The sequence below is a fragment of the Streptomyces sp. NPDC048441 genome (assembly GCF_043200235.1).
In the GTDB taxonomy this organism is placed as follows: domain Bacteria; phylum Actinomycetota; class Actinomycetes; order Streptomycetales; family Streptomycetaceae; genus Streptomyces.
In genome coordinates this window covers 441,936-467,189 of record NZ_JBICXM010000005.1, presented here as the reverse complement: position 1 = coordinate 467,189, position 25,254 = coordinate 441,936, and the positions used below count along the sequence as shown (strand labels likewise).

At 69.7% G+C, this 25,254-nt stretch carries 28 protein-coding genes; 9 read left to right on the top strand and 19 right to left on the bottom strand.

The window, feature by feature from the left end; all coding sequences use genetic code 11:
• Window positions 1-15: 15 nt before the first annotated feature.
• The 4 genes from ACGFSB_RS15835 to ACGFSB_RS15820 form a co-directional block, all read right to left on the bottom strand.
• Window positions 16-753: an SRPBCC domain-containing protein gene (locus tag ACGFSB_RS15835; RefSeq protein ID WP_393398885.1), complete on the bottom strand. Its 738-nt coding sequence runs from the start codon at window positions 751-753 to the stop codon at window positions 16-18.
• The gene (locus ACGFSB_RS15830; RefSeq protein ID WP_393398883.1) at window positions 750-1,460 is read right to left on the bottom strand and encodes an ArsR/SmtB family transcription factor; all 711 of its coding nucleotides are present in this window, start codon (window positions 1,458-1,460) and stop codon (window positions 750-752) included. The genes ACGFSB_RS15835 and ACGFSB_RS15830 overlap by 4 nt, the downstream gene beginning before the upstream one ends.
• Window positions 1,461-1,584: 124 nt before the next feature.
• Window positions 1,585-2,154, bottom strand: a complete 570-nt coding sequence (locus ACGFSB_RS15825; protein ID WP_393398881.1) for an antibiotic biosynthesis monooxygenase — start codon at window positions 2,152-2,154, stop codon at window positions 1,585-1,587.
• A gap of 109 nt (window positions 2,155-2,263) precedes the next feature.
• On the bottom strand, window positions 2,264-3,043 hold the full coding sequence (locus ACGFSB_RS15820) for an SGNH/GDSL hydrolase family protein (protein ID WP_393398879.1): 780 nt from the start codon (window positions 3,041-3,043) through the stop codon (window positions 2,264-2,266).
• A gap of 67 nt (window positions 3,044-3,110) precedes the next feature.
• On the opposite strand from ACGFSB_RS15820, the gene ACGFSB_RS15815 reads away from it, so the two are divergent.
• Together ACGFSB_RS15815 and dapA are read left to right on the top strand one after the other, a co-directional pair.
• The gene (locus ACGFSB_RS15815; protein ID WP_393398877.1) at window positions 3,111-3,566 is read left to right on the top strand and encodes a GNAT family N-acetyltransferase; all 456 of its coding nucleotides are present in this window, start codon (window positions 3,111-3,113) and stop codon (window positions 3,564-3,566) included.
• Window positions 3,567-3,634: 68 nt separating this feature from the next.
• Window positions 3,635-4,612: a 4-hydroxy-tetrahydrodipicolinate synthase gene (gene dapA, locus ACGFSB_RS15810; protein WP_393398875.1), complete on the top strand. Its 978-nt coding sequence runs from the start codon at window positions 3,635-3,637 to the stop codon at window positions 4,610-4,612.
• A 6-nt stretch (window positions 4,613-4,618) separates the two neighbouring features.
• On the opposite strand, the gene ACGFSB_RS15805 is transcribed toward dapA, so the two are convergent.
• From ACGFSB_RS15805 to ACGFSB_RS15790, 4 genes are all read right to left on the bottom strand, one after another.
• A complete protein-coding gene (locus tag ACGFSB_RS15805; protein ID WP_393398873.1) occupies window positions 4,619-5,215 on the bottom strand; it encodes a hypothetical protein in 597 nt (198 codons plus the stop codon).
• Between the two features lie 109 nt (window positions 5,216-5,324).
• The gene (gene dapD, locus ACGFSB_RS15800; protein WP_393398871.1) at window positions 5,325-6,314 is read right to left on the bottom strand and encodes a 2,3,4,5-tetrahydropyridine-2,6-dicarboxylate N-succinyltransferase; all 990 of its coding nucleotides are present in this window, start codon (window positions 6,312-6,314) and stop codon (window positions 5,325-5,327) included.
• A 121-nt stretch (window positions 6,315-6,435) separates the two neighbouring features.
• Window positions 6,436-6,981 carry a TetR/AcrR family transcriptional regulator gene (locus ACGFSB_RS15795; RefSeq protein ID WP_393398869.1) on the bottom strand — a complete coding sequence of 182 codons (546 nt, stop codon included), beginning with the start codon at window positions 6,979-6,981 and terminating at the stop codon, window positions 6,436-6,438.
• Entirely contained in the window at window positions 6,981-7,301 is a 321-nt protein-coding gene (locus tag ACGFSB_RS15790) for a DMT family transporter (protein WP_393398867.1), read from the bottom strand. Before ACGFSB_RS15790 ends, ACGFSB_RS15795 begins: the two co-directional genes overlap by 1 nt.
• A gap of 145 nt (window positions 7,302-7,446) precedes the next feature.
• Between ACGFSB_RS15790 and ACGFSB_RS15785 the strand changes: the two genes are divergently transcribed.
• Window positions 7,447-8,553: a hypothetical protein gene (locus tag ACGFSB_RS15785; protein WP_393398865.1), complete on the top strand. Its 1,107-nt coding sequence runs from the start codon at window positions 7,447-7,449 to the stop codon at window positions 8,551-8,553.
• A gap of 65 nt (window positions 8,554-8,618) precedes the next feature.
• On the opposite strand, the gene ACGFSB_RS15780 is transcribed toward ACGFSB_RS15785, so the two are convergent.
• The 8 genes from ACGFSB_RS15780 to ACGFSB_RS15745 all read right to left on the bottom strand — a co-directional run bounded on the left by ACGFSB_RS15780 (window position 8,619) and on the right by ACGFSB_RS15745 (window position 15,176).
• Window positions 8,619-8,954, bottom strand: a complete 336-nt coding sequence (locus tag ACGFSB_RS15780; protein ID WP_393398863.1) for a metal-sulfur cluster assembly factor — start codon at window positions 8,952-8,954, stop codon at window positions 8,619-8,621.
• A complete protein-coding gene (gene sufU, locus ACGFSB_RS15775) occupies window positions 8,951-9,421 on the bottom strand; it encodes a Fe-S cluster assembly sulfur transfer protein SufU (protein ID WP_393398861.1) in 471 nt (156 codons plus the stop codon). The genes ACGFSB_RS15780 and sufU overlap by 4 nt, the downstream gene beginning before the upstream one ends.
• A 16-nt stretch (window positions 9,422-9,437) precedes the next feature.
• Window positions 9,438-10,694: a cysteine desulfurase gene (locus ACGFSB_RS15770; RefSeq protein ID WP_393398859.1), complete on the bottom strand. Its 1,257-nt coding sequence runs from the start codon at window positions 10,692-10,694 to the stop codon at window positions 9,438-9,440.
• On the bottom strand, window positions 10,691-11,455 hold the full coding sequence (gene sufC, locus ACGFSB_RS15765; protein ID WP_393398857.1) for a Fe-S cluster assembly ATPase SufC: 765 nt from the start codon (window positions 11,453-11,455) through the stop codon (window positions 10,691-10,693). Before sufC ends, ACGFSB_RS15770 begins: the two co-directional genes overlap by 4 nt.
• Window positions 11,456-11,460: 5 nt before the next feature.
• Window positions 11,461-11,778, bottom strand: coding sequence for a bifunctional 3-phenylpropionate/cinnamic acid dioxygenase ferredoxin subunit (locus ACGFSB_RS15760; RefSeq protein ID WP_393398855.1), 318 nt, complete (start codon window positions 11,776-11,778; stop codon window positions 11,461-11,463).
• Window positions 11,775-12,956, bottom strand: coding sequence for a Fe-S cluster assembly protein SufD (sufD, locus tag ACGFSB_RS15755; protein WP_393398853.1), 1,182 nt, complete (start codon window positions 12,954-12,956; stop codon window positions 11,775-11,777). The genes ACGFSB_RS15760 and sufD overlap by 4 nt, the downstream gene beginning before the upstream one ends.
• Window positions 12,957-13,026: 70 nt before the next feature.
• Complete coding sequence (sufB, locus tag ACGFSB_RS15750; protein WP_393398851.1) at window positions 13,027-14,448, bottom strand: Fe-S cluster assembly protein SufB; 1,422 nt, start codon at window positions 14,446-14,448, stop codon at window positions 13,027-13,029.
• Entirely contained in the window at window positions 14,445-15,176 is a 732-nt protein-coding gene (locus ACGFSB_RS15745; protein WP_393398849.1) for a helix-turn-helix transcriptional regulator, read from the bottom strand. Before ACGFSB_RS15745 ends, sufB begins: the two co-directional genes overlap by 4 nt.
• 161 nt (window positions 15,177-15,337) lie before the next feature.
• Between ACGFSB_RS15745 and ACGFSB_RS15740 the strand changes: the two genes are divergently transcribed.
• The 4 genes from ACGFSB_RS15740 to ACGFSB_RS15725 all read left to right on the top strand — a co-directional run bounded on the left by ACGFSB_RS15740 (window position 15,338) and on the right by ACGFSB_RS15725 (window position 18,960).
• Complete coding sequence (locus ACGFSB_RS15740) at window positions 15,338-16,153, top strand: aminoglycoside N(3)-acetyltransferase (protein ID WP_393398847.1); 816 nt, start codon at window positions 15,338-15,340, stop codon at window positions 16,151-16,153.
• Window positions 16,154-16,196: 43 nt separating this feature from the next.
• A complete protein-coding gene (locus tag ACGFSB_RS15735; RefSeq protein ID WP_393398845.1) occupies window positions 16,197-17,123 on the top strand; it encodes an ABC transporter ATP-binding protein in 927 nt (308 codons plus the stop codon).
• Complete coding sequence (locus tag ACGFSB_RS15730) at window positions 17,120-17,890, top strand: ABC transporter permease (protein WP_393398843.1); 771 nt, start codon at window positions 17,120-17,122, stop codon at window positions 17,888-17,890. Before ACGFSB_RS15735 ends, ACGFSB_RS15730 begins: the two co-directional genes overlap by 4 nt.
• Window positions 17,891-17,961: 71 nt before the next feature.
• Window positions 17,962-18,960 carry a heme A synthase gene (locus tag ACGFSB_RS15725; protein WP_393398841.1) on the top strand — a complete coding sequence of 333 codons (999 nt, stop codon included), beginning with the start codon at window positions 17,962-17,964 and terminating at the stop codon, window positions 18,958-18,960.
• Window positions 18,961-18,998: 38 nt separating this feature from the next.
• On the opposite strand, the gene ACGFSB_RS15720 is transcribed toward ACGFSB_RS15725, so the two are convergent.
• The 3 genes from ACGFSB_RS15720 to ACGFSB_RS15710 form a co-directional block, all read right to left on the bottom strand.
• Entirely contained in the window at window positions 18,999-20,087 is a 1,089-nt protein-coding gene (locus ACGFSB_RS15720; protein WP_393398839.1) for an amidohydrolase family protein, read from the bottom strand.
• Window positions 20,088-20,215: 128 nt separating this feature from the next.
• Window positions 20,216-20,572 (bottom strand): hypothetical protein, encoded by a 357-nt coding sequence (locus ACGFSB_RS15715; protein ID WP_393398837.1) that lies wholly within the window; start codon window positions 20,570-20,572, stop codon window positions 20,216-20,218.
• Between the two features lie 74 nt (window positions 20,573-20,646).
• Window positions 20,647-21,600, bottom strand: a complete 954-nt coding sequence (locus ACGFSB_RS15710) for a heme o synthase (RefSeq protein WP_393399056.1) — start codon at window positions 21,598-21,600, stop codon at window positions 20,647-20,649.
• Between the two features lie 401 nt (window positions 21,601-22,001).
• On the opposite strand from ACGFSB_RS15710, the gene tkt reads away from it, so the two are divergent.
• Both tkt and tal read left to right on the top strand, forming a co-directional pair.
• Window positions 22,002-24,095, top strand: a complete 2,094-nt coding sequence (gene tkt, locus ACGFSB_RS15705; RefSeq protein ID WP_393398835.1) for a transketolase — start codon at window positions 22,002-22,004, stop codon at window positions 24,093-24,095.
• A gap of 35 nt (window positions 24,096-24,130) precedes the next feature.
• Complete coding sequence (gene tal, locus ACGFSB_RS15700; protein WP_393398833.1) at window positions 24,131-25,249, top strand: transaldolase; 1,119 nt, start codon at window positions 24,131-24,133, stop codon at window positions 25,247-25,249.
• Window positions 25,250-25,254: the final 5 nt, after the last annotated feature.

The following is a 25,254-nucleotide window of genomic DNA, read 5'->3' as shown; positions in this document are numbered from 1 at the left end:
GTCAGCGGGCGGCCGTCAGCCGTAAAGCCTGTGCAGCCAGTCGCGCCAAGCCAGTTCGGTGCTCTTGCCATCAGCCTGCGGGGCGAACTCGTGGATGCTGATGCCTACCGGGGCGCCGAAGTGGTTGCGGCCGAAGAAGCGGTAGAGGGCGGTGTCCGTACGCAGGCCGATGAAGTGCCGGCTGCGGAAGTCGAGGACCGCGTCGAGGTGTTCGCCGGGGGCGTCCACGCGCACGCGGGCGCCCTCCGCCGCGTCGTCGGGCAGCCCGAGGCGTCGGCCCAGCTTGGTGAAGGCGTCCTGCGCGGTGGAGGCGGCAGGGCCGTCCAGGGTGATGAAGGTTGCGGGGCGGCCCGTGAAGTACGTCAGGTACTGGCGCAGGGTGTGCAGGTAGAAGTCGGTGTGCTTGCTCGCTCCGTCGTACTGGTTGTCCCAGTCGTCGGTGAACATGCCGCTGTGCACATAACGCACCCAGGAGCGGCGGCCGCCGTCGCGGGGTTCGATGGTGTGGTCGAGCTCGTTGCGGATCTGGCCGGGCGGGAGACCTTCGGGGTCCTCGACGAGGCCGGTGAGGCGGTGCGGTGGATCCCAGCGGGTGACGATGCCGCCGAAGGGGGCGGTGCCGCCTTCGCGGGGCTCGTACTCCACAGGCCACAGCCAGCCGGCGGTGCCGGTGGTGAGCGCGTCCCAGACCTCCACAGGAGAGGCATCAACCTCAAACTCCCGCGCGATCTCAAACTCCTTGCCGGTGGTCATGGTGACTCCTTCGAGGTGGGGTGTGTCAGCGTTTCCGGGGCCGGGGTCGGGGTGCGGGGCTGTCCGGCTGTGGGGCGGGGGCGCGTTCCCTGCGCGGGTGCGGGACCGTCCGGATGCGGGACGGGGGCGGAGCCCCGAAGCGAGGGGTGGACGGCGACCACCACCCGATGCTCCCGGCCCCCGGCCGCGGTCCCGTACTTGTCGATCAGCCCCCCGACCCCCTCCGTCAACTCCGCGATGAACGCCGCCCGATCCGCCGCCGAAGCGAACCGAACCTCCCCGTCCAAGGCGTACGTGGCCAGCCCCTGCCGCGCCTTCGCCGCCCCCGTGATCAGCGCCCCGACGTCCCGGACGAGGCGCGCGGCCACCGCGAGGAGCCACCGCGCGGAGAGCTGGTCCCTGGCCCGCCCCGGATCGGGCTGGATCGCGCCGAGTGCGGTCGGCGAGATGACGTACGACGCCGCCGATGCCCGCATCAGCCGCTCGGTCACGTTCCCCTTGCGCCGCTCCCCCGCAAGCTCCACGAGCCCGTGCCGCTCCAGCGCCTTGAGGTGGTAGTTGACCTTCTGACGGGGCAGCCCGACCCGGCCCGCCAGCATCGCGGCGGAGGCGGGTCCCGCCGCGAGCTCGGCGAGGAGCCCGGCCCTGATGGGGTCGAGCGAAGCGGCCGCGGCCGCCGGGTCCTCGATCACGGTGACGTCCAACATGACTCCACCGTCCCACCGACAACTATTCTTGTCCAGGGGAATGTTATTGTCGGGACTATTGGGGATTCAGGGGGCCGGGGGATCCCGGGTACAGCGCGGCACAGGCCTCAGCACGGCGTAGGCCTCAGTGAGGCACGAAGCCGTACGCCAACCGGTACCGGCCCTCCTCCGCAAGCCCCTCCCCGCTCTCCCACTCCTCGTAGCGGATACCCCCCGAGCTGTCCGTCGCCAGGTGGAAGTGAACGGAGATCAGGCCGGGCGGCGCGACCTGAGGCGACCCGCTCCCCGGATCCGCCTCCGCGATCACCACCGCCCCGGCCACCCGCTCGTCACCGGCCGCCCTCGGAACCCCGCCCCGCAACCGCGTCTTGTGCAGCCCGAGCCGCTCGATGCCCGGCACGGCCCTGTCGATGTCGCCGTTGCGTTCGTCCCTGCCGTTGGCGAAGAAGTCCTGGTACGCGGCGTCGTCCCGCCACTGCGAGCGGTGCGCCAGTGTCGAGCCGTCCGCACCGGCGTACACGGTGTACGAGAGCAGGCCCTCGTGCGGCCAGGGACGGCTCGCCCAGGCTTCGGCGATCGCCTCGGCCGCCGCCCGCTGCCGCTCCGGCGTCCCCGTGCTCCACGTACTGAAGAAGACGAGGCCTCCGTCCGCGCGGGCCGGGTCGGGGAGGGTGGCGTCGGTGCGTGTCTTCATGGCCTGCTCCTTCAGCGCGTGGGTGGGGCCCTGCCCCGTCATCACGCACAGACTGCGACCTCAAGTTTGATTGAGGTCAAGCCCGTTCAGGAGTTGCGGTCAAACCCGTTCAAGGAGAGGTCACCGGGCTCAGCTCCGGCCGCTTCGCCTCGCGCCCGTCCCCCGACGAGCGCCCTCGGAGCCTGCGCCACACCCACGGGCCCATGAACCCCGCGAACCACCGCGTCTCCGCCGCGACCGCCCGCAGCGTGGACACCCGGGGCGCGGGCGGCGCGAGGGGCCGCACCCAGTCCTCGTACCCGGGGATGCCCAGCGCGTCGGCCATCCCGGCGGCGATCCGGGCGTGGCCCACGGGGCTCGCGTGCAGTCGGTCCGTGCTCCACAGGCGGGGGTCCGTGGTGACGCGGTGCGGGAAGGTGTCGAGGACGACGACTCCGTGGCGGTCCGCTGCCGCGCGGATGCGGGCGTTCAGTTCGAGAACGCGCGGCAGCGCCCTGCGCGCGAGCGGCGAGATCCGTCCGATGTCCGGGAACGTCACCGTGGCCACGCGCGCGCCCGCCGCGGTGAGTTCGATGAACATGTCCTCGATGTCGCGGGCCACTTGGGCGACGTCGAAGCCGGGGCGCACCAGGTCGTTCATGCCTGCCATGACCGTGACCAGGTCCGGGGCGAGCGCCAGGGCGGGGGCGAGTTGCTCCGCCTTGATGCTTGCCGTGAGCCTGCCGCGCACCGCGAGGTTCGCGTAGCCGAGACCGGGGTTCCCCTCGGCCAGGATCTCGGCGAGCCGGTCGGCCCAGCCGCGATAGCCGTGGGACTCGTCGCCGTCGCCGATCCCCTCCGTCTGGCTGTCGCCGATCGCGACATAGCGCACGTACGGATGTGTCGTCATGGCCCGAGCCTCCCCCGGCAGTCGCCGCACGTCAACGCGGCTTTGACGGGCATGGCACACTCCGGCCATGACCGCCCCGCGCCCCGCCACCCGCGCCGATCTGCCCGCCGTCCTCGCCCTGCTCGCCGACGAGGAGCGGGTCGTGGATCCGGCGTCGGTCGTCGTCGGCGCCGCGTATGAGCGCGCCTTCGCCTCGATCGAAGCGGACCCCCGCAATGAGGTGCTCGTGCTTGACGACGGGGACGTGGTGGTGGGGTGTCTGCAGATCACCTACATACCCGGGCTCGGCAAAGGGGGCGCCGAGCGCGCCCTCGTCGAAGCCGTTCGCGTACGGGCCGACCGGCGCGGGGGCGGCTTCGGACGGCTGCTGCTGGAAGGGGCCGTGGCACGGGCACGCGCGCGTGGCTGCGCGCTCGTCCAGCTGACCAGCGACAAACGACGCACGGACGCACACCGCTTCTATGCCTCGCTCGGGTTCGCACGCAGCCACGACGGCTTCAAGCTGACCCTCCAGACCTCTTAGCACTCCTGTCCCATATCTCGTAGCAGAATTAAGTGGAGCTTCAGAGTCAGTGCGCCGACACTGCCTCTATGACCTCACCCTCCCCAGCACCTCCCCCCTTCGGCCGCGCCCTCTGCGCGATGGTCACGCCCTTCACCGACGAGGGCCTGCTCGACCTGGACGGCGCCCAGCTGCTCGCGGCGCGCCTGGTGGACGGCGGCTGCGACGGGCTCGTGCTCTCCGGCACCACCGGCGAGTCCCCCACCACGTCCGACAGTGAGAAGTCCGCGCTCGTACGGGCCGTCGCCGAGGCAGTCGGCGACCGGGCCTCGATCGTCGCCGGTGTCGGCAGCTTCGCCACCCGGCACACGGTGGAGCTGGCACAGCAGGCCGAAAAGGCAGGTGCGGACGGCCTGTTGGTGGTCACGCCGTACTACAGCAAGCCGCCGCAGGACGCCGTCGAGGCGCACTTCGTCGAGGTCGCCGACGCGTCGGGGCTTCCGCTCGCGCTGTACGACATTCCGGGGCGCACCGGCACCCGTATCGAGCCAGAGACGATGCTGCGGCTCGCAGAGCATCCGCGGATCGTCGCGGTGAAGGACTGCGCGTACGACCTGATGGGCACTCAGAAGGTGATCGCCCGAACGGACTTGGCGTACTACACCGGCTGCGACGAGTACATCCTCGCGCTCTACGCGGTGGGCGGCGTCGGCTACATCAGCACGGTGGCCAACGCCGTGCCGCGCCAACTCCGTTCGGTCATCGACGCGTTCGAGGCCGGTGACACGGCAGGGGCTCGGCGCGCGCAGCAACAGGCCACTCCGCTCATCGAGTTGATGATGGCATCGGGGCTCCCGGGCGCGGTCACCTCCAAGGCGCTGCTCGGCGCGCTCGGTCTGCCCGGCGGCCCGGTCCGGGCACCGCTGCGGCCCGCAGGACGCGAGGCGACCGACGGGCTGCTCACCGCCTACGAAGCGCTTGACGAAGCACCGGACGAAGCGCTGGACAATGCACTGGACGAAGCGCTGGACGAAGCGCTGGACGAAGCGCTGGACGACAGGCGCTAGCCGCGGTCAGCCCGCGGCGGGGAAGCCCCCGGCCTTGGTCCAGCGGAGCTTCTCGCCGCCGCGGCTGAACGTGACCGTCTTGCCCCCGGCGGCGACGGCGATCTTCTCCCAGCCGTCGAAGTCCTTCGTGAGGTGCGTGCCCCACTTCGTCAGCGGCCCCGTGGCGACCGCGGCGACCGACTCGGTCGGCGGCTCGCCGTCCGCGCAGTACACCCCGAAGTCCCCGAAGGCGGCGACGGTCCCGTCCTTGGCCTTGAGCGTGATCCCCTGGCAGGCGTCGGTCTTCGTCTTGTGGACCAGGGCCGACTTGGACCACCCCTTGGTCCTGGGGCTGTAGTCCTGCACGAGGAGCCCCTTGCTCTTCATGTAGTGCATCGCCACGCGGCGCCCGTCGGCGAGCTTGACCTGCGCGTTGAAGGGGCTCGGGCTGCCGCTCCAGTGGATGTCGCTCTTCTCCAGCGGATAGCTGTGACCGCCGGTCGAGATCCGGCTCGCCCCCTGCGCCGCCCCGCTGCCGACGCCCGCGCTCTGACCGCACCCGGCCACCAGCGCGAGTGCCGCCGTTCCGCTCAGGGCCAGGGCCCGGATACCCGCTCGGTGCATGTCGCTCTCCTGTCGTCCCGCGCCTCATACGCACGCCTGGGAGCGCAGCTTACGCATGCGAAGAGCGCCCCCCGGTTTCCGGAGGGCGCTCCCGACAGGCTGCCAAAGATCAGTTGTGGCTGTGCAGCACGTCGTTCAGGCCGCCCCACACCGCGTTGTTCGGGCGGGCCTCGACGGCGCCGGAGACCGAATTGCGGCGGAAGAGGATGTTCGAGGCGCCGGAGAGCTCGCGGGCCTTGACGATCTGCCCGTCGGGCATGGTGACGCGCGTGCCCGCGGTGACGTACAGACCGGCCTCGACGACGCACTCGTCGCCGAGCGCGATGCCGACGCCCGCCTCAGCGCCGATCAGGCAGCGCTCGCCGATGACGATACGGACGTTGCCGCCGCCGGAGAGGGTGCCCATCGTGGAGGCGCCGCCACCGATGTCGGAGCCGTCGCCGACGACGACACCGGCGGAGATGCGGCCCTCGACCATGGAGGTGCCGAGGGTGCCCGCGTTGAAGTTCACGAAGCCCTCGTGCATGACCGTGGTGCCCTCGGCGAGGTGCGCGCCGAGGCGGACCCGGTCGGCGTCGGCGATGCGGACGCCCTTCGGCGCGACGTAGTCCGTCATGCGCGGGAACTTGTCGATGGAGGTCACCGAGAGGTGCAGGCCATCGGCGCGGGCGTTGAGCCGGACCTTCTCGACGTCGTCGACGGCGACCGGGCCCAGCGAGGTCCACGCGATGTTGGCGAGGAAGGCGAACTGGCCGTCGAGGTTCACGCCGTGCGGCTTGACCAGGCGGTGCGAGAGCAGGTGCAGGCGGAGGTAGACGTCGTGGGCGTCCAGCGGCTTGTCGTCGAGGGACGCGATGACCGTACGTACGGCGATGATCTCCACGCCACGGCGGGCATCGAGGCGGATGGCCTTGGCGGCACCCTCGCCGAGCAGCTGCGCGGCACCCTCGGCGGTCAGCCGCTCGGTACCGGCGGGGCCCGGTTCGGCGACGAGCTCGGGCGCGGGGAACCAGGTGTCGAGAACGGTGCCGTCGGCGGTGACGGTGGCGAGGCCTGCGGCGACGGCGCCGGTGGTGCGGGAAGCGTTCGTGTCGGTCATGGGGAAAACCTAACCGGCGGGGCGGCGCGCGAGCGAACCGGTCTCAGGGTCCGGGCCCCGGCGTGCCCGGTCAGCAGCCTGCGGCCACCAGCCCTCCGCGTCCGCCAGTCCCCTGCGGCCGTCAGCCCTCCGACGGAACGAGCCTGCCGAACGCCTCGCGCGCGTACGCCTCGTCGTAGCACGCGTCCGTGAGCAGCACTTCCAGGCAGATCCCGTCCATGAGCGCGACGAGCGCCCGCGCGGTGACGGGATCGGTGCGCTGCGCGAGGAGCTCGCCGAGGTCCACGCCGCACTCCGCGGCGACGGGCTGTAGCGCGGGCCTGCGCAGGGCGGCCAGATAGAGCTCGTACTCCAGCTCCACCGCCGTGCGGTCTCCCCCGAGCCACTCCCCGAGCAGCGCGGCGAGCTCACCTGCGAGATCGGCCCGCGGATCCCCGAGCGCGCCCCGCCCCGCGACCACCTTGGCGAACCCCTCGTTGGCCTGCCGCAGCGCGGCCACCATCAGGTCGTCAAGTGTCTTGAAATGGTAGGTCGTCGACCCGAGCGGCACATCGGCCTCGGCGGCGACCGACCGGTGACTGAGCCCGTTGATCCCCTTCTTCCCGACGACCCGGATCGCCGCGTCGATGATCCGCTGCCGCCGTTCGGGGTCGTAACGGCGAACCATCAGTGGGCTCCTCCCAGGTTGAGCACGATGACGCCCGCGATCACGAGCGCGACGCCCGAAATCTTAACGAGACTGGCGGACTCCCCCATGAACAGCATCCCGATGGCGGCGACGGCGGCGGTCCCGATGCCCGCCCAGATCGCGTAGGCGGTCCCCATCGACAGCGTTTTCAGCGTCTGCGCGAGCAGCGTGAAGGCGATCAGATACCCCGCGACAGTGATCAGCGAAGGCCAGAGCCTGCTGAACCCTTCGCTGTACTTCATGGCCGTCGTCCCGGCCACCTCCGCCGCGATCGCCGCGGCCAGCAGTCCGTATCCCATGCGTACGAGTGTACACAACGTTGCGTACGCTCGTACATAACGACGGCGGACGGCGGCGGACGAACCGGCTAAGGTGACGCGATCACTGTGGGGGGCCACAGCGACGCACGCGGGAAACCGCACGGAACTACGGAGCACAAGAGCGATGTCAGACACATCGGGGTGGGGACCACAGGCGCCTTACGGCGGGCCGCCGGGACCGTACGGCGGGCCGCCGTACGGCTGGGGCTCGAACGGCGGTTGGGCGCCGCCTCCCCCGCCGCCCAAGCCCGGCGTCATCCCCCTCGCCCCGCTCGGCGTCGACCACATACTCGGCGGCACGTTCGCCACGATGCGGCGGTACGCGAAGCCCCTGTTCGGCACCGCCGTCGCGGCGTACGGCCTGCTCGTCGTGGTCATGGCGACGGTGGCCGCCCTCGCCTACCTCTCCGTACGCGAGCACGTCCAGGCGATGTACGAGCCCGGCGCGACGTTCTCCTGGGACGACGGCAGGCCGATCCTGATCGCGTTCGGCGCGGTGTGGCTCGCGGGCCTGCTGGCCTCGCTGGCCGTCAACTCGTTCATCCAGGCCTCGTGCTCCGCCACGCTGCACGAGGCGGTGCTCGGCCGTCCGGCGACGTTCGGGGCGGTCTGGCGCAGGGCGTGGTCACGGACGCCGTCGGTGATGGCCGTGACCGTCCTGCTCGCCCTCGTCCTGCTGCTTCCGCTGGGCGCGTGCGCGCTGCTCTTCGTCTCCTTCTTCATCACGGTCCTGACCCAGTCGGCCGTCCCCTTCGGCCTGGTCTTCCTGCTGCTCCTCGTCGTGACCCCGCTCGCGGCCTGGCTGTACGTCCTCTTCGCCTTCGCCCCGGCGGTCGCGGCCCTCGAAACGGCGGGCCCGCTCCAGGCCCTGCGCCGCTCCGTACGCCTGGTCCGCGGCGCCTGGTGGCGCACGTTCGGCATCTCCCTGCTCGCCGGAGTCATCGTGGGCATCGTGTCCCTCGTGGTACGCCTGCCCCTGCAGTTCGCCACCCCGATGCCGCCCCCGCCCGCCCCGGGCAGCTCCGCCTCCGCGGTCCTGCTCGACCAACTGCGCTCCCAGTTCGGCCTGTACGCCCTGTTCGGCCTGGTCGCCACGTTCCTCACGCAGCTGGCCGCCAGCGTGTTCCTGCCCCTGGTGACCGCCGTGCTCTACATCGACCAGCGCATCCGCAAGGAGGGCCTCGCGCAGACGCTGACGGAGGCCGTGTCGGTCCGGGAACCCGCCCCGTAGAAACAGTTCGGCCCCCCGCGCGGTGAGCGCGGGGGGCCGAACCTGCAGTACTTACTGTTCACACCTCAGACGTTGAACCCGAGCGCCCGAAGCTGCTCGCGCCCATCGTCCGTGATCTTGTCCGGGCCCCACGGCGGCATCCAGACCCAGTTGATCCGCAGCTCATTGACGATGCCGTCGGTGGCGGACTTCGCCTGGTCCTCGATGACGTCCGTCAGCGGGCAGGCCGCCGACGTGAGCGTCATGTCGATCGTCGCGATGTTCGCGTCGTCGACGTGGACGCCGTAGATCAGGCCGAGGTTGACGACGTCGATGCCCAGCTCGGGGTCGACCACGTCGTACAGCGCCTCGCGGACCTCTTCTTCTGAGGCCGGCTTGGACAGAGTCTCGTTCTCGCTCATGCGGTCTTCCTCTCAGCGACGTCGTCGGAACCCAGCGCCTGGGCCGTCGCGTCCTTCCACGCCATCCAGCTCAGCAGAGCACACTTCACACGCGCCGGGTACTTCGAGACCCCGGCGAACGCGACGGCGTCCTCCAGGACCTCCTCCATCGCGTCGTCCGGCTCCAGCTTGCCCTTGGACTGCATCAGTTCCAGGAACACGCCCTGGATCTTCTGCGCCTCGGCCAGCTCCTTGCCGACCAGGAGGTCGTTCAGGACGGATGCGCTGGCCTGGCTGATGGAGCAGCCCTGGCCCTCGTAGGACACGTCGGCGATCGTCGACCCGTCGTACTTCACGCGCAGCGTGATCTCGTCGCCGCACGTCGGGTTGACGTGGTGCACCTCGGCGTCGCCATCACGAAGACCGCGCCCGTGCGGGTGCTTGTAGTGGTCCAGGATGACTTCCTGGTACATCGAATCCAGCTTCACGTTCCCGGTCAGCCCCTCAGCCGAAGAAGTTCCGTACGTGCTCCAGGCCGTCGATCAGCGCGTCGATCTCGCCGGGCGTGGAGTACAGATAGAACGACGCTCGCGTGGTCGCAGGAATTCCGTAACGGAGGCAGACGGGGCGGGCGCAGTGGTGTCCCACGCGGACCGCGATGCCTTCCTCGTCAAGGACCTGGCCCACGTCGTGCGGGTGGATGTCGCCGAGTACGAAGGAGATCGCGGCGCCGCGGTCCTCGGCCGATGCCGGGCCGATGATCCGGAGGTCGGGGACCTCAAGGAGGCGCTTGACCGCGTACTCGGTGATCGCGTGCTCATGAGCGGCGATCTTGTCCATGCCGATCGCGGAGAGGTAGTCCACGGCCGCGCCCAGGCCGACGGCCTGGGAGACCGGGGGCGTACCCGCCTCGAACTTGTGCGGCGCGGGAGCGTACGTCGACGAGCTCATCGACACCGTCTCGATCATCTCGCCGCCGCCGAGGAACGGCGGCAGGTCCTCGAGAAGCTCCTGACGGCCCCAGAGGACGCCGATGCCCGTCGGGCCGAGCATCTTGTGGCCGGTGAAGGCCACGAAGTCGGCCTGCAGCGCCTGCACGTCGAGCACCATGTGCGGGGCGGCCTGCGAGGCGTCGATGAGGACGAGCGCGCCGACCTCCTGCGCGCGGCGGACGATCGCCTCGACGGGGTTCTGCGTGCCCAGGATGTTCGAGACCAGGACGAAGGAGACGATCTTCGTCTTCTCCGTGATGATCTCGTTGATGTTCGACAGGTCGAGCCGGCCGTCGTCCGTGAGACCGAACCACTTCAGCTTCGCGCCCGTGCGCTGCGAGAGCAGCTGCCACGGCACGATGTTGGAGTGGTGCTCCATCTCCGTGATGACGATCTCGGTCTCGTGGTCCACGCGGTAGGGCTCGTCGGCCCAACCCAGCATGTTGGCCACGAGGTTGAGCGACTCCGAGGCGTTCTTGGTGAAGATCACCTCATCGCGGCTCGGCGCGTTGATGAACGCCGCGACCTTGTCACGGGCGCCCTCGTACAGCGCCGTGGCCTCCTCGGCGAGGACATGCACGCCGCGGTGGACGTTGGCGTTGTGCTGCTCGTAGTACTCGTTCATGACGTCGAGCACCTGGCGCGGCGTCTGGGACGTGGCCGCGTTGTCCAGGTACACGAGCTTCTTGCCGTCGTGGATCGTGCGATCCAGGATGGGGAAGTCCTTGCGGATCGCCTCGGTGTCGAGGAGGCCCGGCAGCTGTGTCACGCGGATACGCCACCCTTCGTGTAAGCCTCATAGCCCTCGGCCTCGAGCTTGTCGGCGAGCTCGGCGCCGCCGGACTCGGCGATGCGGCCGTTCGCGAAGACGTGCACGAAGTCGGGCTTGATGTAGCGCAGGATGCGCGTGTAGTGCGTGATCAGCAGGGTGCCGACCTCACCCGTCTCGCGGACGCGGTTCACGCCGTCCGAGACCTGGCGCAGGGCGTCGACGTCCAGGCCGGAGTCAGTCTCGTCGAGGATCGCGATCTTCGGCTTGAGGAGCTCCATCTGGAGGATCTCGTGGCGCTTCTTCTCACCGCCGGAGAAGCCCTCGTTCACGTTGCGCTCGGAGAAGGCCGGGTCCATCTGGAGCTGCTCCATCGCGGACTTGACCTCCTTCACCCAGGTGCGCAGCTTGGGGGCCTCGCCGCGGATCGCCGTCGCCGACGTACGCAGGAAGTTGGAGACCGAGACGCCGGGGACCTCGACCGGGTACTGCATGGCCAGGAACAGGCCGGCGCGGGCGCGCTCGTCGACGGACATCTCGAGGACGTCCTCGCCGTCGAGGGTGACGGTGCCCTGCGTGATCGTGTACTTGGGGTGACCCGCGATGGAGTAGGCGAGCGTCGACTTGCCGGAGCCGTTCGGGCCCATGATGGCGTGCGTCTCGCCCTGCTTCACGGTGAGGTCGACGCCCTTGAGGATCTCCTTCGTGGCGTTGTCGGCCTCGACGGTGACGTGCAGGTCGTGGATTTCAAGCGTTGCCATGTGCCTCAGGACTCCTGGGTGACGGAGACGAGCACATCGTCCCCTTCGATCTTTACGGGGTATACGGGGACGGGGCGCGTCGCGGGGAGGCCGGACGGCTTGCCGGTGCGGAGGTCGAAGGCGGAGCCGTGCAGCCAGCATTCGATCTGACAGTCCTCCACCTCTCCCTCGGAGAGGGAGACGTTCGCGTGCGAGCAGATGTCGTTGATCGCGAACACCTCGCCCTCGGTGTGGACGACCGAGACCGGCGTGCCGTCGAGTTCCACCCGCTTCGGGGTGTCCTCCGAGAGCTCGCTCAGTCCACAGACGCGTACGAATGTCATGCGGCCGACGCCTCCAGCTCCTCTTCGATCTTGCTGAGGAGGCGCTCTTCGACGTCGGGCAGGCCGATCTGCTGGATCAGCTCGGCGAAGAACCCGCGGACGACCAGGCGGCGCGCCTCGCCCTCCGGGATACCGCGCGACTGCAGGTAGAAGAGCTGCTCGTCGTCGAAGCGGCCGGTCGCCGAGGCGTGTCCCGCTCCGACGATCTCGCCGGTCTCGATCTCCAGGTTCGGGACCGAGTCCACGCGGGCGCCGTCGGTCAGAACCAGGTTGCGGTTCATCTCGTACGTGTCCGTGCCCTCGGCCGCGGCCTCGATGAGGACGTCGCCGATCCACACCGCGTGGGCGTCGTCGCCCTGGAGCGCGCCCTTGTAGACGACGTTCGACTTGCAGTGCGGCTGGTTGTGGTCGACCAGGAGTCGGTGCTCCTGGTGCTGGCCCGCGTCGGTGACGTACAGGCCGATGAGCTCGGCCTCGCCGCCCGTGCCCGCGTACTCGACGCGGGGGTGCAGGCGGACGACGTCGCCGCCGAAGGTCACGACGACCGACTTGAAGGTGGCGTCACGGCCGATCAGCGCGTTGTGCTGCGCGATGTGCACGGCCTTGTCGTCCCAGTCCTGGACGGAGACGACGGTGAGCTTGGCGCCGTCGCCCAGGAGGTAGTCGACGTTGGCGGCGAGCACGGCGTCACCGGTGTGGTCGATGACGACGAGGGCCTCGGCGAACGCACCCACCTCGATGACCTGGTGCGCGAAGGCGACGCCGCCCTCGCCGTGCACGGCGATGCGGATCGGCTCGGTGAGGACCGTCTCCTTGGGGACGGACACGACCGAGGCCTTCTCGAAGGACGTGTACGCCTGCGCGGCGACGCGGTCGACGGGCTTGCCCGCCTTGCCCACGCGCGCGTCGTCACGGCCGACGGTCTCCTGGGTCACGCCCGCCGGGGCGCTCACCTCGACACGGATGCCGCCGGTGGCGACCGCCGTGCCGTCGTGCAGCCCGCGCAGCCGCTCCAGCGGCGTGAACCGCCATTCCTCCTCGCGGCCGTGGGGGACCGGGAAGTCCGCCACGTCGAAGGACGGGGGCGCGCTCATGCGGGTGGCGACGGTGGACTCGGCGGCCACCGCGATGGACCCGGCGGTCGTCGACCCCACGGGGATGTTCTGAGCCTCAGCCATGGCTGTCGTCGTGCTCTCTCTCTGCGTAACTGCGTAAGAAGTCAGTCGCTGCGGGGCCGGTCGGCCGGTCTTAACCGACCGAACCCTCCATCTGCAGCTCGATCAGCCGGTTCAGCTCCAGGGCGTACTCCATGGGCAGTTCCTTGGCGATCGGCTCGACGAAGCCTCGCACGATCATCGCCATGGCCTCGAACTCGGTCAGACCGCGGCTCATCAGGTAGAAGAGCTGGTCGTCGGAGACCTTGGAGACGGTCGCCTCGTGGCCCATGGACACGTCGTCCTCGCGGACGTCGACGTACGGATACGTGTCCGAGCGGGAGATCGTGTCGACCAGCAGCGCGTCACAGAGCACGTTCGACTTCGAGCCGTGAGCGCCCTCGCCGATCTCGACGAGACCGCGGTAGGAGGTGCGGCCACCGCCTCGCGCCACGGACTTGGAGACGATGTTCGAGGACGTGTTGGGCGCCATGTGGACCATCTTGGAACCGGCGTCCTGGTGCTGGCCCTCGCCCGCGAAGGCGATGGACAGGGTCTCGCCCTTGGCGTGCTCGCCCATCAGGTAGACGGCGGGGTACTTCATCGTCACCTTGGAGCCGATGTTGCCGTCGATCCACTCCATGGTCGCGCCCTCGTACGCCACGGCGCGCTTGGTGACCAGGTTGTAGACGTTGTTCGACCAGTTCTGGATCGTCGTGTAGCGGCAGCGGCCGCCCTTCTTCACGATGATCTCGACCACGGCGGAGTGCAGGGAGTCCGACTTGTAGATCGGCGCCGTGCAGCCCTCGACGTAGTGAACGTACGCGCCCTCGTCGACGATGATCAGCGTGCGCTCGAACTGGCCCATGTTCTCCGTGTTGATACGGAAGTAGGCCTGGAGCGGGATCTCGACGTGCACGCCCTTCGGCACGTAGATGAACGAGCCGCCGGACCACACCGCGGAGTTCAGCGACGCGAACTTGTTGTCGCCGACCGGGATGACGGTGCCGAAGTACTCCTTGAAGAGCTCAGGGTGCTCCTTGAGCGCCGTGTCGGTGTCCATGAAGATGACACCCTGCGCCTCGAGCTCCTCGTTGATCTGGTGGTAGACGACCTCGGACTCGTACTGAGCGGCGACACCGGCGACGAGGCGCTGCTTCTCCGCCTCGGGGATGCCGAGCTTGTCGTACGTGCTCTTGATGTCCTCGGGCAGGTCCTCCCAGGACTGGGCCTGCTTCTCCGTGGAACGCACGAAGTACTTGATGTTGTCGAAGTCGATGCCCGACAGGTCCGAGCCCCAGTTGGGCATGGGCTTCTTACCGAAGAGCCGCAGGCCCTTGAGGCGCAGCTTCGTCATCCACTCGGGCTCGGACTTCTTCTGCGAGATGTCCTTGACGACGTCCTCGTTGATGCCGCGCTTGGCAGAGGCACCGGCCACGTCGGAGTCGGCCCAGCCGTATTCGTACGTGCCCAGACCATCGAGTTCGGGGTGGGCAGTCTCCGTGGGGAGCGTCATGCGGGGTTCCTCCCGGCCGTGCTTGCGGATGCTTTAACAGTGGTCTGTGGGGGCTGTGAGGCGTTGCTCGGGATGAACGTCGTGCAGACGCCGTCGCCGTGCGCGATGGTGGCGAGCCGCTGGACGTGCGTCCCGAGGAGGGCGGAGAAGATCTCCGTCTCCGCCTCACAAAGTTGTGGGTACTGCTCGGCGACATGGGCGACCGGGCAGTGGTGCTGGCACAGCTGCTCTCCGACCGGCGCGCTACGCGCCGTAGCAGCGTACCCGTCGGCGGTCAACGCCTTCGCGAGAGCCTCCGCGCGCTGCTCGGGGGCCACCGCTTCGATCGCCTTGCGGTAGGCCACGGCCTGGGCGGCCATCCGCTCGCGGGCGAATTCGACGACCGCTCCCTCGCCGTGCCGCTCGCTGATCCAGCGCAGGGCGTCGGCGGCGAGCTTGTCGTACGACTGGTCGAAGGCGTCCCGGCCGCAGTCGGTGAGCGCGAAGACCTTGGCGGGGCGGCCACGCGTGCGTGCGCCGTAGATCCGCTGCTCACGGGGCTCGATGACGTCCTCATGGAGGAGGGTGTCAAGGTGCCTGCGCACTGCGGCCTGCGTCAGGCCGAGGCGGCCGGCGAGGTCGGCAACCGTCGAGGGGCCGTGGTCCAGGATGGAGCGCGCGACCCGGTTGCGCGTAGACCGCTCCCCGGTCGCGAGTTCCTCCTGCGGAGCCTCGCCAACGTTTTTCACAACGCCATTGTTGCGTAATTCCTCAGAGCTTGACAACCCGCGTCCGGATCAAGGTCCGGTGCGCTGCATCACTTAGGCATACCTAAGCTGACCTGCGAAAACGATCACTGATCGATCAAAGCGGTGGCGGGCGACCGCCGGGGCGACCAGACTCCTGGACCATGTCGACACCCCCTCCGACCGGCCCTTTGTCTACGCGGACGTCCCTCGCGGCAGACCTCCGCGAGCTCGGTGTGACCCCCGGAGAGACCCTCCTCGTGCACTCCTCACTGAGCGCCCTGGGGTGGGTCAGCGGCGGCCAGGTCACCGTCGTCCAGGCACTCCTCGACGTACTGGGCCAAAAGGGCACCCTCGTGGTCCCCACCCAGTCCAGCGACAACTCCGACCCGGCGGAGTGGGAGAAGCCGCCGGTGCCCGAGTCCTGGTGGCCCGAGATCCGCGCGTCCATCCCGGCGTACGACCCGCGCACCGCCCCCACCCGAGGCGTCGGCGCGATCCCCGAGGCCGTACGGACCTGGCCCGGCGCCCTGCGCAGCGCCCACCCCCAGACCTCCTTCGCCGCGGTCGGCCCCCGCGCGGCGGCCCTCCTGGAGGGACACGCGCTCGACTGCCGACTCGGCGAGCGCAGCCCTCTGGCCCGCCTGGAGCGATCGGGCGCCCGAGTGCTGCTGCTCGGCGCGGGCTTCGGCTCCTGCACCTCCTTCCACCTGGCCGAATACCGGATCCCCGCCCCTGAAGCCGAGAACTCCTTCGCGGTCATGACCCCGGAGGGGCGCCGCTGGATGACGGTGCGCGAGCCCTCGATCTCCGACGAGCGCTTCGACGAGCTCGGCGCCGACTTCGAGCGGGACCGCCCCGTCGTGCGGGGCACCGTGGGCGCGGCGACGGCCCGGCTCTTCCCGGTGGCCGACGCGGTCGCGTACGCCGAGAAGTGGCTGGAGACCCACCGCTCACGCGCCGAGTGGGCGGGCCAGTAGCCCCCTGCCCACCGCCCGCCTCCCCCTCTCTAGACTTCCCGCCATGGGAAATGAGTCCGTCGTCCAGGTCACGGGACTGGTCAAGCGGTACGGCAAGAAGACCGCGGTGGACGGCCTCGACCTCCGGGTCCGCGCGGGCACCGTCACCGCGGTCCTCGGCCCGAACGGCGCCGGTAAGACCACCACGATCGAGACCTGTGAGGGCTACCGCAGGCCGGACGCGGGCACGGTCCGCGTCCTCGGCCTCGACCCGGTCCGCGAGGCCGGCGCGCTGCGCCCCCGCATCGGCGTGATGCTCCAGTCCGGCGGCGTCTACTCCGGCGCCCGCGCCGACGAGATGCTGCGCCACATGGCGAAGCTGCATGCGCACCCCCTGGACGTGGACGCGCTGATCGAGCGCCTGGGCCTGGAGAGCTGCGGCCGCACCACCTACCGGCGCCTGTCCGGCGGCCAGCAGCAGCGCCTCGCGCTCGCCCTCGCCGTGGTCGGACGGCCCGAGCTCGTCTTCCTGGACGAGCCGACCGCGGGCCTCGACCCGCAGGCACGCCGGGCCACCTGGGATCTCGTACGCGATCTGCGCACCGACGGCGTCAGCGTCATCCTCACCACGCACCACATGGACGAGGCCGAGCAGCTCGCCGACGAGGTCGCCATCATCGACGCGGGCAAGGTCATCGCCGAGGGGACACCGGACGAGCTGTGCCGCGGCGGCGCGGAGAACACCCTGCGCTTCTCCGGACGCCCCGGCCTCGACGTCGGCTCGCTCCTCAAAGCGCTCCCGCCGGACTCGGCCGCGGCCGAACTCACCCCGGGCGCCTACCGCGTGAGCGGCACGATCGACCCGCAGCTGCTCGCCACGGTCACCTCCTGGTGCGCCCAGCACGGGGTGATGCCGGAGAAGATCGCCGTCGAACGCCACACCCTGGAAGACGTCTTCCTGGAGCTCACAGGCAAGGAGCTGCGCGGATGAGCGCCGCCGGTACGTACACACCGAAGCCGGGCGCCGCCCCGCTCCCCCGCATGATCGGCGCGCAAGCGGCGCTCGAGACGAAGATGCTGCTGCGCAACGGCGAACAGCTGCTGCTCACGGTCGTCATCCCCACACTCCTGCTCGTGCTGTTCAGCGCGGTCGACATCGTCGACACGGGCGACGGCAAGGCCGTGGACTTCCTCGCGCCGGGCATCCTCGCCCTCGCCGTGATGTCGACGGCGTTCACCGGGCAGGCCATCGCCACGGGCTTCGAGCGCCGCTACGGCGTCCTGAAGCGGCTCGGCGCCTCTCCGCTGCCCCGCTGGGGCCTGATGGCGGCGAAGACCCTGTCGGTGCTTGTCACCGAGGTCCTACAGATCGCGCTCCTGACGGTGATCGCCTTCACCCTCGGCTGGTCACCGCACGGCAACCCCGTCTCCGTACTCCTCCTCCTGCTCCTCGGCACCGCGGCCTTCTCCGGTCTCGGCCTGCTGATGGCGGGGACCCTGAAGGCGGAGGCGACCCTGGCCGCCGCCAACCTGGTCTTCCTGCTCCTGCTCGTGGGCGGCGGGGTCATCGTGCCGCTCGACAAGTTCCCGGACGCGGCCCAGTCGGTGCTCGGCCTGCTCCCCATCTCGGCGCTCTCGGACGGCCTGCGGGACGTGCTTCAGCACGGCGCGGGGATGCCGTGGGGCAACCTCGGGATCCTGGCCGTCTGGGCCGTGTTGGGGCTCGGCGCGGCGGCGAAGTTCTTCCGCTGGGAGTAACCCCGGTCACAGAAGCACCGCATACGTCCCCCTCGTGAAGCCGTGCACAAGCGGCCCCCTACGATGGGCCCGTGCCAAAAGTGACCCGAGCCGACGCCGTCTCTGCCGTGCGCAACCCGCTCGCCTTCATCGCCGAACGCTGGACCCCGACTCAGCGGACCGTCCAGCGCGCGGCCCTCATCTCGCTCGCGATGACGGTCTGCATCGTGGTCACCGGCGGGGCCGTCCGGCTCACAGGATCGGGCCTCGGCTGCCCGACCTGGCCCAAGTGCACCGACCAGTCCCTCACCGCCACCAGCGAGATGGGCTTCCACGGAGTCATCGAGTTCGGCAACCGCATGTTGACGTACGTGCTGTGCGCGGCCGTCGGCTGGGCGATCATCGCGGCCCGTTCGCAGAAGCCGATGCGGCGCGGCGTGACGCGGCTCGGCTGGCTCCAGTTCTGGCTGGTCATGGGCAACGCGGTGCTCGGCGGCATCGTGGTCCTCGTGGGCCTGAACCCGTACACGGTCGCGGCGCACTTCCTGCTCTCCACCGCCCTGATCGCGGTCGCCGTCACGATGTGGCAGCGCACCCGCGAGGGTGACGAGGAGCCCCGTCCGCTGGTCGGCAAGGCCGTGGCGCAGCTGGTGTGGTTCCTGGTCGGGGCCTCGGTGCTGCTGATCGCCGTGGGCACGGTCGTGACGGGTTCCGGGCCGCACGCGGGCGACTCCAGCGAGGTGCCGCGGATGGGCTTCGACTGGGAGACCGTGAGCAAGGCGCACGCCGTCCTCGCCTGGATCGTGGTGACGCTGACGTTCGCGCTGTGGTTCGTCCTCAAGGCCGTCGACGCCCCCAAGGGCCCCCTGCACCGCACCCGTGCCCTGTTCCTGATCCTGCTCGGCCAGGGCGCGATCGGCTACGTCCAGTACTTCACGGACCTGCCCGAGATCCTGGTGGGCCTGCACATGTTCGGCTCGTGCCTGGTCTGGATCGGCGTCATGCGCGTCCTGCTCGCCATGCGTGAGCGTCCGGACGGCACGGCGGAGGTCCCCTCCCAGAGCGGCGACTCCCAGCTGTCGGCCGTCTGAGCCGTCAGTCCTGAGCCGTCAGTCCTCCGAAGGGCCGGTCAGCTCTCCGAAAGGCCGTACACGCGGCGGGCGTTGCCCGCCGCGATGAGCCCCGCCACCCGCTGCGCGTCCGCCAGCGACCACGCGCCCTCCGCGACCCACCCGCCGAGCACCCGCCCCAGCGCCTCCCCGAAGAGCCGCGCACCGACCACGTGCAGCTCGGGGAGCCCGTGCGCGCCGCTGGAGAACAGCAGCTTGCCGAAGGGCGCGAGCTCCAGGATCTCCGCGAGCACGGCCGCCGCGCGGGCACCCGTGCGCACCAGGGCGGGGCCCAGATCGGCGTACACATGCGGGAAGACGCCCGCCAGATCCGCGGCGTTGCGGTGGTACGGATAGCCGTGCAGGAGCACCAGATCGGTGCCGAGCCCCGCGGTCGCCCGCGCGAAGCCGCCGAAGTACGTCTGCGGGTCGCCGGCCCCCGCGTGCAGTTGCAGCGGGCGTCCCGACGCCACCGCGATCCACAGCAGATGTCTGAGCAGTACGGGGTCCTGGAGCGCCCCGCCCACCTGCCGTCCGGCCAGCCAGCGGCCCGCCGCCCCCCGCACCTCGCCGGGGCCCGGCGGTTCGGGGGCCAGGGCGAGACTGCGCTGAACGCCCGCGACGGAGGTGAACGCGACGGCGGCCGCCGCGGCCGCGTGCACGGACTCGGCGAGGTTGGCGAGGAAGGAGTCGACCGTGCCCGAGGTGTCGGCGACCTGCTCCGCGAGGAGTTCGAGGCGGACGATCTCGTGGGCCTCGGCGCAGCCGGTGGCCGCCATCTCGCAAGGACCCGTCAGATCCCCGGGAAGCCCGGTGTCGACGAGATACGTCGTGATGCCGCTCCCCCGCAACAGCCGCCGTCCCACTTCCAGTACGCCCAGGTCGCGGCGCCGGGCGAGATAGCGGGCGGGCGGGCAGTGCGGTTCGAGGCCGAGCAGAGGCGGGCACCAGCGGCGTACGGCGAAGCCCGTCTGGGTGTCGAAGAAGGTGGTGCCCGGCGCGGGCGGGCCCTCGCCGCGGCCGAGGTGGGCCTCGAAGGTGCCGAGGCCCAGCTCCGTGCGCAGCACTCCGTGGCAGTACTGGTCCACCAGGGACGGCGTTTCGATCATCCGGGCTCTCCGTAGACGGACCGTGCTCCTACGGTCTAACGGGTGACCCGGGCGTCAGGTGTTGCTTCCGGACGTTCTCGGAAACAGTGCCGAATGGTGGCCGTCTTGTGGCCGGACGGTGCGGGCCCTCAGCCGTTGCTCGGACCGCCGAGCTGAATGCCCGCCATGCGCGACCATTCGTAGGGGCCGGTCTTCACCTTGGCCGCGAAGTCACCGTCGAAGTCCTCGTGGACGGTGATCCCGGCCTTCTCCACGGCGCTCTGCGCGATGGCGTAGGTGGGCGCCACCAGATCGCCCCAGCCGCCGTCGTCGCCGACCAGGACGATGCGGGTGCCCTCGTGCCCGATGTACGCGAGCTGTCCCTCGGCACCGCCGTGCGCCTTCGCGAACGTCCCGATCTGCTTCGCCAGCCTGTCCGCTCGGCGCTCGGCCTTGGCGGCCTGCTTGCTGTCGTCCACCTGCTGAGCCTGCTGCGTCTCTGCCATGAACAGGATGCTACCGACGGGTAGATCAACTGGCGACGGGCGGGTGACGTGGCGTCGGCCACGCCCCGAAGCGCCTAGCGCAGGAAGGGGTCCACCGCGACCGCCACGAACAGCAGCGAGACATAGGTGATCGACCAGTGGAAGAGCCGCATCTCCTTGAGCTTGCCGCCCGTGGCCTCCGCCTTGGCGCGGCTCTGCAGGCCGTGCGCCTCCCACAGCCAGTAGCCGCCGGTCACAAACGCCACCGCCGTGTAGAACCAGCCGGTGTAGCCGAGGGGCTGGAGCAGCAGCGAGACGGCGACCATCACCCAGCTGTAGAGGACGATCTGCCGGGCGACCGTCTTGTTCGACGCGACGACGGGCAGCATCGGCACGCCCACGCGCGCGTAGTCGTCCTTCACCTTCATGGACAGCGGCCAGTAGTGCGGCGGCGTCCAGAAGAACATGACAAGGAAGAGGATGACCGGCGCCCACGCCATGGAGTCGGTGACGGCGGACCAGCCGATGAGGACCGGCATACAGCCCGCGATGCCGCCCCAGACGATGTTCTGCGAGGTGCGGCGCTTGAGGATCATCGTGTAGACGACGACGTAGAAGAGCAGGGCGCCGAGGGCCAGCCAGGCGGACAGCCAGTTGACGACGAGTCCGAAGAGCAGCGTGGAGGCGATCGCGAGCGCGATGCCGAAGGCCAGGCACTCGCGCGGGCTGACCATTCCCGTGACCAGCGGCCGCTGCGACGTACGGTCCATGAGGGCGTCGATGTCACGGTCGATGTACATGTTGAGCGCGTTGGCGCCGCCCGCCGAGAGGTAGCCGCCGAGGCAGGTCACGAAGACCAGCCACAGGTCGGGCACCCCCTGCTCGGCGAGGAACATCACCGGAACGGTGGTGATCAGGAGGAGCTCGATGATGCGTGGCTTGGTCAGCGCCACGAACGCCATGACACGGGCCCCGAACGGCCGGTGGCTCGGGCTAGAGCTCGTCCCAATTGCTCCCGCTGGACGGGATTCAACGGCCGTCACGCACACCCCTGACAGAGACTTCCCAGCGAGCCGCGTCGGATGTTCAGACATGAAGATCCGGTAAAGGCTCACGCGTACCACGCCACTGTAGACGTTGCCCATACCTCGCCCTTCGCGGGGGTGGGCTCGTGTTGAGCGGCGTGTTGAGCGGCATGTCGAACCGCCCGGAACAGGGCCCGGCACTCGTTCAGATGAGCGGTCCCGCACTCGTTCTGAGAGTCCAGATGAGCGGCTTCGAGATCACATGGTGAACACCATGGATCCCTTTCGAGAGGCGGATCCCGGCCCGCCCCCGCAGTCTGGAATGACTCGAAAAAATGCACGTCTTTACAGCGGTAGGCTCGACATCGGCCGGTGGGATCTACATCGCCGGCATTCGACATTGTGGAGAGGAGCCCTGACTCAGGGTGAGCACCAAGCCGACCACCACAGACCTCGAGTGGACCGAACTGGACCAGCGGGCCGTTGATACCGCCCGCGTCCTGGCCATGGACTCCGTACAGAAGGTCGGCAACGGCCATCCTGGTACGGCCATGAGCCTCGCGCCCGCCGCGTACACCCTTTTCCAGAAGGTCATGCGGCACGACCCCGCGGACGCCGAGTGGACCGGTCGCGACCGGTTCGTCCTCTCCGCGGGTCACTCGTCCCTGACCCTCTACATCCAGCTCTACCTCGCCGGTTTCGGCCTGGAGCTCGATGACCTGAAGGCGTTCCGTACCTGGGGTTCGAAGACCCCCGGCCACCCGGAGTACGGGCACACCACCGGTGTGGAGACGACGACGGGCCCGCTCGGCCAGGGCGTCGCGAACGCCGTGGGCATGGCGATGGCAGCCCGCTACGAGCGTGGTCTGTTCGACCCGGAGACCGCCGCGGGCGAGTCGCCGTTCGACCACCACATCTTCGCGATCGCGGGTGACGGCTGTCTCCAGGAGGGCATCTCCGGCGAGGCGTCGTCGCTGGCCGGTCACCAGAAGCTCGGCAACCTCGTACTGCTGTGGGACGACAACCACATCTCGATCGAGGGCGACACCGAGACGGCTGTCTCCGAAGACACCATGAAGCGGTACGAGGCCTACGGCTGGCACGTCCAGCGCGTGGAGCCCAAGGAGGACGGCGACCTCGACCCGGCCGCCCTCTACGCCGCGATCCAGGCCGCGAAGGCCGAGACGGAGCGCCCGTCCTTCATCGCGATGCGCTCGATCATCGCCTGGCCCGCGCCGAACGCGCAGAACACCGAGGCCGCGCACGGCTCGGCGCTCGGCGACGAAGAGGTCGCGGCCACCAAGCGCGTACTCGGCTTCGACCCGGAGCAGCACTTCGAGGTGTCGGACGAGGTCCTCGCGCACACCCGCGAGGCGCTCGACCGCGGCCGTGACGCCAAGGCCGAGTGGGAGAAGGGCTTCGCCGCCTGGCGCACCGCCTCCCCGGAGCGCGCCACCGAGTTCGACCGCATCGCCGCGGGCGACCTGCCGGAGGGCTGGGCGGAGAAGCTCCCGGTCTTCGAGGCGGGCAAGGGTGTCGCGACGCGCGCCGCGTCCGGCAAGGTCCTCCAGGCGCTCGGTCCTGTCATCCCCGAGCTGTGGGGCGGCTCCGCCGACCTCGCGGGCTCGAACAACACGACGATCGACAAGACGTCGTCGTTCCTCCCGGTGGGCAACCCCCTGCCGGAGGCCGACCCGTACGGCCGCACGATCCACTACGGCATCCGCGAGCACTCCATGGCCGCGGAGATGAACGGCATCGCGCTGCACGGCGGCACCCGCATCTTCGGCGGCACCTTCCTGGTGTTCTCCGACTACATGCGCAACGCCGTCCGTCTCTCCGCGCTGATGCACCTGCCGGTGACGTACGTGTGGACGCACGACTCCATCGGCCTCGGCGAGGACGGCCCGACGCACCAGCCGGTCGAGCACCTGGCATCGCTGCGCGCCATCCCGGGCCTGAACGTGGTCCGCCCCGCGGACGCGAACGAGACCGTCGTCGTGTGGCGCGAGATCTTGGAGCGCTACACCAAGGAGTTCGGCAAGGGCGCCCCGCACGGCCTCGCGCTGACCCGCCAGGGCGTGCCGACGTACGACCGCGAGGTCACCGAAGGCGCGGTCAAGGGCGGTTACGTCCTGTTCGAGGCCGAAGGCGGCAGCCCCGAGGTCGTCCTCATCGGCACCGGCTCCGAAGTGCAGCTCGCCGTCGAGGCGCGCGAGCAGTTGCAGGCCGCGGGCGTTCCGACGCGCGTCGTCTCGATGCCGTGCGTCGAGTGGTTCGAGGCGCAGGACCAGGAGTACCGCGACAGCGTGCTTCCGCCGTCCGTCAAGGCGCGCGTGGCGGTCGAGGCGGGCATCGGCCTGACCTGGCACCGCTTCGTGGGTGACGCCGGACGCATCGTTTCACTGGAGCACTTCGGCGCTTCGGCCGATGGCAAGGTGCTCTTCCGCGAGTTCGGGTTCACTGGCGACGCAGTGGTCGCAGCAGCCCGGGAATCGATCGACGCCGCTCAGCGCTGACGCCGACATACCATCAAGTAGGAGATGTATTTCCCATGACAGACGCACTCAAGCGCCTCTCCGACGAAGGCGTCGCGATCTGGCTGGACGACCTGTCGCGCAAGCGGATCACGTCCGGCAACCTCGCCGAACTGATCGACCAGAGCCACGTCGTGGGTGTCACGACGAACCCGTCGATCTTCCAGAAGGCGATCAGCAGCGGTGACGGTTACGAGCAGCAGCTCACCGACCTCGCCACCCGCAAGGTCACCGTCGAAGAGGCCATCCGCATGATCACGACGGCGGACGTCCGTGACGCCGCCGACATCCTGCGCCCGGTCTTCGACGCGACGGGCGGCCAGGACGGCCGCGTGTCGATCGAGGTCGACCCGCGTCTGGCGCACAGCACCGACGCGACGATCGCCGAGGCCAAGCAGCTCGCCTGGCTGGTGGACCGCCCGAACACGCTCATCAAGATCCCGGCGACGAAGGCGGGCCTGCCCGCGATCACCGAGGTCATCGGCAAGGGCATCAGCGTGAACGTGACGCTGATCTTCTCGCTCGAGCGCTACCGCGAGGTCATGGACGCGTACCTGGCGGGCCTGGAGAAGGCGAAGGCCGCGGGCCTGGACCTCTCCAAGATCCACTCGGTGGCGTCCTTCTTCGTGTCCCGCGTGGACACCGAGATCGACAAGCGCCTCGACGCGCTCGGCACCGACGAGGCCAAGGCTCTCAAGGGCAAGGCCGCTCTCGCCAACGCGCGTCTGGCGTACGAGGCGTACGAAGAGGTCTTCTCGTCCGACCGCTGGGCCGCGCTCGACAAGGCGCAGGGCAACAAGCAGCGTCCGCTGTGGGCCTCGACCGGCGTCAAGGACCCGGCGTACAAGGACACCCTGTACGTCGACGACCTGGTCGCGCCGAACACCGTGAACACCATGCCGGAGGCGACCCTCGAGGCCACCGCCGACCACGGGCAGATCACGGGCGACGCCGTGTCGGGGACGTACGACGTCTCGCGCGGTGAGATCGAGGCCATCGAGAAGCTCGGCATCAGCTACGACGACGTGGTGCAGCTGCTCGAGGACGAAGGCGTCGAGAAGTTCGCGGCATCCTGGAACGACCTGCTCAAGTCCACCGAGGCGGAGCTCAAGCGCCTCACCCCTTCGGAGGGCTGACCACC

Coding starts and splice junctions, on each gene's coding strand:
- ACGFSB_RS15835 (WP_393398885.1), bottom strand. CDS start 753: ATGACCACCGGCAAGGAGTTTGAGATCGCGCGGGAGTTTGAGGTTGAT.
- ACGFSB_RS15830 (WP_393398883.1), bottom strand. CDS start 1,460: ATGTTGGACGTCACCGTGATCGAGGACCCGGCGGCCGCGGCCGCTTCG.
- ACGFSB_RS15825 (WP_393398881.1), bottom strand. CDS start 2,154: ATGAAGACACGCACCGACGCCACCCTCCCCGACCCGGCCCGCGCGGAC.
- ACGFSB_RS15820 (WP_393398879.1), bottom strand. CDS start 3,043: ATGACGACACATCCGTACGTGCGCTATGTCGCGATCGGCGACAGCCAG.
- ACGFSB_RS15815 (WP_393398877.1), top strand. CDS start 3,111: ATGACCGCCCCGCGCCCCGCCACCCGCGCCGATCTGCCCGCCGTCCTC.
- dapA (WP_393398875.1), top strand. CDS start 3,635: ATGACCTCACCCTCCCCAGCACCTCCCCCCTTCGGCCGCGCCCTCTGC.
- ACGFSB_RS15805 (WP_393398873.1), bottom strand. CDS start 5,215: ATGCACCGAGCGGGTATCCGGGCCCTGGCCCTGAGCGGAACGGCGGCA.
- dapD (WP_393398871.1), bottom strand. CDS start 6,314: ATGACCGACACGAACGCTTCCCGCACCACCGGCGCCGTCGCCGCAGGC.
- ACGFSB_RS15795 (WP_393398869.1), bottom strand. CDS start 6,981: ATGGTTCGCCGTTACGACCCCGAACGGCGGCAGCGGATCATCGACGCG.
- ACGFSB_RS15790 (WP_393398867.1), bottom strand. CDS start 7,301: ATGGGATACGGACTGCTGGCCGCGGCGATCGCGGCGGAGGTGGCCGGG.
- ACGFSB_RS15785 (WP_393398865.1), top strand. CDS start 7,447: ATGTCAGACACATCGGGGTGGGGACCACAGGCGCCTTACGGCGGGCCG.
- ACGFSB_RS15780 (WP_393398863.1), bottom strand. CDS start 8,954: ATGAGCGAGAACGAGACTCTGTCCAAGCCGGCCTCAGAAGAAGAGGTC.
- sufC (WP_393398857.1), bottom strand. CDS start 11,455: ATGGCAACGCTTGAAATCCACGACCTGCACGTCACCGTCGAGGCCGAC.
- ACGFSB_RS15760 (WP_393398855.1), bottom strand. CDS start 11,778: ATGACATTCGTACGCGTCTGTGGACTGAGCGAGCTCTCGGAGGACACC.
- sufD (WP_393398853.1), bottom strand. CDS start 12,956: ATGGCTGAGGCTCAGAACATCCCCGTGGGGTCGACGACCGCCGGGTCC.
- sufB (WP_393398851.1), bottom strand. CDS start 14,448: ATGACGCTCCCCACGGAGACTGCCCACCCCGAACTCGATGGTCTGGGC.
- ACGFSB_RS15740 (WP_393398847.1), top strand. CDS start 15,338: ATGTCGACACCCCCTCCGACCGGCCCTTTGTCTACGCGGACGTCCCTC.
- ACGFSB_RS15735 (WP_393398845.1), top strand. CDS start 16,197: ATGGGAAATGAGTCCGTCGTCCAGGTCACGGGACTGGTCAAGCGGTAC.
- ACGFSB_RS15730 (WP_393398843.1), top strand. CDS start 17,120: ATGAGCGCCGCCGGTACGTACACACCGAAGCCGGGCGCCGCCCCGCTC.
- ACGFSB_RS15720 (WP_393398839.1), bottom strand. CDS start 20,087: ATGATCGAAACGCCGTCCCTGGTGGACCAGTACTGCCACGGAGTGCTG.
- ACGFSB_RS15715 (WP_393398837.1), bottom strand. CDS start 20,572: ATGGCAGAGACGCAGCAGGCTCAGCAGGTGGACGACAGCAAGCAGGCC.
- tal (WP_393398833.1), top strand. CDS start 24,131: ATGACAGACGCACTCAAGCGCCTCTCCGACGAAGGCGTCGCGATCTGG.